Source organism: Endozoicomonas sp. ALC013 (assembly GCF_049310205.1).
Classification (GTDB): Bacteria; Pseudomonadota; Gammaproteobacteria; order Pseudomonadales; family Endozoicomonadaceae; genus Endozoicomonas.
This window is the reverse complement of record NZ_JBLYNS010000232.1, coordinates 1-4,817: the sequence shown is the minus strand read 5'-3', so window position 1 is coordinate 4,817 and position 4,817 is coordinate 1. Positions and strand designations below refer to the sequence as shown.

Here is a 4,817-nt window from a genome sequence, read left to right as displayed (position 1 = left end):
ATTATTATTATCGGAATGAATCATTCCATAAAACGGCTGCTGTCGCAAAAGCACATGATCGGCCGATCAGACATGAAACCGGTCAGTGGTCACAGAATAGTCCGGGAATGGGTGCCTGGGTAATGTTGTATTTTCCCTCAAGATCGCGATAGACAATGGCACTCCAGATCGTGCCATTTTCCAACTGAAACTCCAGCGCGTAATTAACCCCATTAACAATCTGAGAGTGCACCGCCAGCATTTTTTTCAGTTTGGCCGACTTCTCCATTCCCTTGACCACCAGCTTTACCGCCTTCAGAACCTCTGGAGTAACTTCAGATTTTGTCCAGCCACCGGGCAGGTTCTCTTTGGCCTGACAGATGGCTTCAGCAGTTTTATTATCGACCACCGGCTTGTCATACGGTGCTTCACATCCCATAAGCATGATTGCTGCATACAGCGCACCGATCATTTTTACTTTCATTGGCAACACCCCATCTTGACCATGACTGAAACAGTTTACTGCACAAATAGCGGTAATGTGTTTGACCGGATTATATGCACACCAGAAGGAATCTGCTCATTGTTAAGCACTTTATCGACTGTTTGTTTGAGTAAAATGAACTCCTTGTAGCCGGGGTCACCCTCTTTCAACCGATAATGGGCTTTTTCAAAGGCCACGACCATGTCAACTCTTCGCTTATGAGAAGACATGGGGTCTTCAGCTGGCCTTTTGATTTTCCTGCGACCATGGGCAGGCAGAGGTGGTGAAGCGTCCTGACCAGCCTGTGATTTCAGCAGTTTTGATGCCTGTCTTTGCATGTAACTCGTGATCTTGGCTTCATAAGTCATGGCCAGCTCTTCTATCACTTTCTTAACTTCAACTTTGCTGTTTTTCTGTAATTGTCTTTGTTATTGTTGACATAATTCTTCAACTATGGCCGCAACAAAACGTCAACAGAACCCGGCCTTTTTTCATTAACAAGACATCATCCGAATCAAAATGGCATTTTTTTCAGGAACTCCTTAAACGAAGGCTTGGGAATGTTACCCGCAGCATCAGGCTTTAAGTCCGGGTATTGGCTCAGTACTTGATTGATCCTGGCCCGCAATACGCCTAACTGTTTTTGTTCTGACGCACTATATTTCAAAGTTTCAGAATACTCTCTGGCTAATGGGCCCTGCTCGACGTAAAGACAGGGCCTTTCAGGAAAGCTCCAGAGAATGCGGTTAAATTCGTCATATTCTTTATCACTTAACACCGGTTTGACTGCCTTCAGCAGTCGAACCTGGGAAAACATTAAATATCCCTGGTCCATATCAAGGTTGCGGACAAAACTTGTTAACTCCACACCAGCCCTGTAAAGATCACGCTCATCATATTCACGGGGTGCATCACCCGGATTGTCGAGGCGAGACGACATAATGCCATCCACAAAACCTTTCAACTTTCCCGCCATAAAATTAGCCTCATCCCTGTAGTTGGCCATGCATTTATTATACAGTTCCTGTGATTGCTGCTTGTATGCTGCGGCCTCCGCCGGCAGGAGAGCCTTGAGCTCCGATAAACTTTTATTATATTTAGCTATCTGATCCTGATGAACCTCAGTTTCTTGAATGGCCCTCTGTAGCTCATGCCTCACCGCGTCCCGAGCAGCCTCTATGGATTCCTTCGTTATAGGCTTGAGACTGCTGTACAAAGAATAAAACCCCACAATAGCAACTGCTGCTCCAGCAACTGCACCGCAAGCTAATGGGTTTTCTTTAATTGCTGATTCTATCACTTCAATCACCCGATCAGACAGACCTGTACCTGGTCTGACTGTGTCAGGAACTCTATCCAGACGTTCAGCCAACTTGGCAAAGGCAACAGCTCCGCCAGCAGCAGAAACCCCGATGCCGAATGCCGTAGGGAGAAATCTTGTTGTAGTTCCATCCACTGGGTCATATTTGAGATAACCCTCTTTGACATATCTAAAAAAACCACCCTTGGAAACAGTGTCTGATGGGAGTACAGGGTGTATCAACTGACCTGAATTCATCGCACTAACGAACATAACCAAACTCCTGTATGTTGAAATGAGTTAAGTAGCTCACCATTTGCTGCCGCATAAATCGCTGACTTGATAGCCATTTCAATTTAGTCAGGTTTGACCTCCATTCTCGTACTAAGTTCCAAACGAAAATCATGGGAGTGAATATAAGCAGACGGAAAATTGAACTTTTTGCCTCCAGAACAATCAGTTAAATGTCGATGCTGCGATAACGTCACAAACACTATGTTAGAGGCAACAACACACCAGGCAGGAAACGCCTCTCAGAGCATACCCGATGATATAAGTGAGCATTGTGCAACTGGCTCCTCACAGCTCTTGCAACCCCTTGCAATCAATAACAAAAGCAACGGGTATATTACTGACAGCTCCGGGCCAGAAGAAAAGCACACTAAACCTTTCGCTGAGTATTCCATCCTCGCCCCGGAGCCAGCACTTACTATCCCCAAACTGTCCCGTCGTTTGAACAGACTGGTCCAGCTGGCTGCTGATTTCAACATCATCTGGGATCTCGGCTGTGACCACGGTAAAGCCGGAATGGCCCTGGCCATTAACAACGTATCCAGAGAAGTCCACTGTATTGATTGCTCCAGACATGTCATTGCCCGACTTCAATCTCTTCAGCTGCCCACTAACCTGACAGCTACCTGCGTGGATGCAGCCACTGTTAAAATACACAACTGTAAAGATGAGCTGGTCATTCTTGCTGGCATGGGTTCCCATACCGCCAACAAAATTATTGATGGAATTCTTGCAGAAACAGGCGATTTTCAAGCCAGCTTTCTGATCAGCATTCATAGAAACCATGATGATACAGTGGCACACCTTGCTGGCCGCTATGGATTTTATACGACGCAACACAGTGAGATAGAGGAGAAAAAGTACACTTACCGTTTTAACTTAATGTCCCATCAACACAGCCATTGATGATTCTTCGACGGATTAAGCAGAAATATTGACGATGGGTGTTCGGTGAAGCAAATTCAGGCAATAAAAAACCGGCGCTCTGGCCGGTGACTTGTGGTGCGTAAAATGGGTTAATCAATAATGTCATCAACGGTAAGATTCAGGGCTTGTGCAATTTTAGTAATTGTTTTCAGGGAACCCTGCTTCTTGCCACTCTCAATCTGGCTGATCATGGCTTCGGAAATACCGGTGTTTTCAGCGAGGGACTTTTGACTCATGCCTCTATACTCTCGCCACACCTTCACAGTATTTTCAGTCAACAACCGGTTCACTACTTCAGCAGGTATCAACTCTTCCTCACCCCGCCGTAACGCAGCCCGAAATTCATGAACAGCATCAGAATCCTCCAGGTCCTCCAGCTTCTCAAGCATTGCCTGATATTCGTCATAAGGCATAACCACAAAAGCCGGTTTCCCTTCATGCTTCAGTATCTCGACCATCACCAAAACCTTTGGGGACATTGCCCCCATCTTTAATGCTTATAAACATTGCCTCGCGGCGCAATTTTGATCACCTCAATGATCAGCCTGTCATGCTCAATCTCGTAAACAATGTGCCAGCCTCCAACCCGCAGCCTATAGCCTGATCCACCCGTCAGCTTCTTTACATCACCGTCTGGAAGCTTGTTGATGGCCTTTTGAATCCTCAACCGGTCAAGCTCTGAAGTTTTCCTCAGAACTTTAACGGCCTGCTTTGAGTAAACCACCTTGAACATTGTATTATTCTACTACAACCTAACTTAAAGTAAATATAGAGTTTACTTAAGGTTAATCAACAAAAAATCTTGCACATTTGATATGCTGCCGATTTTGGCAAGGAATAAACTGGCGCGAAACGGCATTGCATTACTGGTTCGGTCATACAAAACAATTTGTCAAACCAGTGATACTTTTGCCTGCTGGCAAACTACCCGCATGTTAACATTGCATTTATTGCCGATCAGATGGGGCACACGGATTACTCGATGCTGGTTAAACGCTATGGCAGCTGGATGAAAACCGAGAGCCAGAGTGAGGTTAATCGGATCTGGACTGCCCCAAGAATCAGACACCACCACCTGAACTACCGAATTGAATGAATAATACAGACCTCTCCAACCACACTCCGATGATGCAGCAGTATTTGCGCATCAAACAGCAGCACAGGGATCACCTGGTGTTTTACCGGATGGGTGATTTCTACGAGCTGTTTTATGACGACGCCAAAAAGGCTGCCCACCTGCTGGACATTACCCTGACCAAACGAGGGCAATCCGGTGGCGAACCCATCCCCATGGCGGGTATTCCATACCATGCGGTGGAGGGTTATCTGGCCAGGTTGATCCGGTTGCGTCAGTCCGTTGCCATTGCCGAGCAGATTGGTGATCCGGCCACCAGCAAAGGGCCGGTGGAGCGTAAGGTGGTTCGTATTCTGACCCCTGGTACCGTCAGTGATGAGGCTTTGCTGGATGAGCGTCAGGATAATCTGCTGATGGCGGTCAACCAGCGGGAAAACCGCTATGGGCTGGCATTTCTCGATATCAGCAGTGGTCGGTTCAATGTGCTTGAAGTGACCAGTGAAGAGGCACTGCTTTCTGAAGTTGAGCGCCTGAGCCCGGCCGAAGTATTGCTGAATGATGACCGCAACTGGCCTGAGATATTACTGCGTCGCCCCGGTTCCAGCAAACGCCCCCCGTGGGACTTTGACCATGAGAGTGCTGTTGAGCAATTAACCCGACAGTTCCAGACGCAAAGCCTTGATGGCTTTGGCTGCAGCCACTTAACACTGGCTATTGAAGCGGCTGGCTGTCTGCTGCAGTACGCCCGGGAAACACAGCGC

At 47.1% G+C, this 4,817-nt stretch carries 6 protein-coding genes and 1 pseudogene; 2 read left to right on the top strand and 5 right to left on the bottom strand.

Annotation, left to right across the window (positions count from 1 at the left end):
* Window positions 1-82: 82 nt before the first annotated feature.
* The 3 genes from ACO6V1_RS22385 to ACO6V1_RS22375 form a co-directional block, all read right to left on the bottom strand.
* Window positions 83-463 (bottom strand): cystatin domain-containing protein, encoded by a 381-nt coding sequence (locus ACO6V1_RS22385; RefSeq protein ID WP_422460201.1) that lies wholly within the window; start codon window positions 461-463, stop codon window positions 83-85.
* A 35-nt stretch (window positions 464-498) separates the two neighbouring features.
* Entirely contained in the window at window positions 499-831 is a 333-nt protein-coding gene (locus tag ACO6V1_RS22380) for a hypothetical protein (protein ID WP_422460203.1), read from the bottom strand.
* A gap of 146 nt (window positions 832-977) precedes the next feature.
* Complete coding sequence (locus tag ACO6V1_RS22375; RefSeq protein WP_422468674.1) at window positions 978-2,036, bottom strand: hypothetical protein; 1,059 nt, start codon at window positions 2,034-2,036, stop codon at window positions 978-980.
* A 315-nt stretch (window positions 2,037-2,351) separates the two neighbouring features.
* On the opposite strand from ACO6V1_RS22375, the gene ACO6V1_RS22370 reads away from it, so the two are divergent.
* On the top strand, window positions 2,352-2,960 hold the full coding sequence (locus tag ACO6V1_RS22370; protein WP_422460207.1) for an SAM-dependent methyltransferase: 609 nt from the start codon (window positions 2,352-2,354) through the stop codon (window positions 2,958-2,960).
* A gap of 110 nt (window positions 2,961-3,070) precedes the next feature.
* Here the strand turns inward: ACO6V1_RS22370 and ACO6V1_RS22365 are convergent, their stop codons facing one another.
* Together ACO6V1_RS22365 and ACO6V1_RS22360 are read right to left on the bottom strand one after the other, a co-directional pair.
* Window positions 3,071-3,460: a helix-turn-helix domain-containing protein gene (locus tag ACO6V1_RS22365; protein ID WP_422468672.1), complete on the bottom strand. Its 390-nt coding sequence runs from the start codon at window positions 3,458-3,460 to the stop codon at window positions 3,071-3,073.
* A gap of 11 nt (window positions 3,461-3,471) precedes the next feature.
* Window positions 3,472-3,714 carry a type II toxin-antitoxin system RelE family toxin gene (locus ACO6V1_RS22360; protein WP_422468670.1) on the bottom strand — a complete coding sequence of 81 codons (243 nt, stop codon included), beginning with the start codon at window positions 3,712-3,714 and terminating at the stop codon, window positions 3,472-3,474.
* 359 nt (window positions 3,715-4,073) lie between these two features.
* On the opposite strand from ACO6V1_RS22360, the pseudogene ACO6V1_RS22355 reads away from it, so the two are divergent.
* Window positions 4,074-4,817: pseudogene (locus ACO6V1_RS22355) on the top strand (DNA mismatch repair protein MutS); the annotation flags it as partial.

Bases quoted from the DNA above. Each gene is read 5' to 3' on its own strand.
- ACO6V1_RS22385 (WP_422460201.1), bottom strand. From the start codon at position 463: ATGAAAGTAAAAATGATCGGTGCGCTGTATGCAGCAATCATGCTTATG.
- ACO6V1_RS22380 (WP_422460203.1), bottom strand. From the start codon at position 831: ATGACTTATGAAGCCAAGATCACGAGTTACATGCAAAGACAGGCATCA.
- ACO6V1_RS22375 (WP_422468674.1), bottom strand. From the start codon at position 2,036: ATGTTCGTTAGTGCGATGAATTCAGGTCAGTTGATACACCCTGTACTC.
- ACO6V1_RS22365 (WP_422468672.1), bottom strand. From the start codon at position 3,460: ATGTCCCCAAAGGTTTTGGTGATGGTCGAGATACTGAAGCATGAAGGG.
- ACO6V1_RS22360 (WP_422468670.1), bottom strand. From the start codon at position 3,714: ATGTTCAAGGTGGTTTACTCAAAGCAGGCCGTTAAAGTTCTGAGGAAA.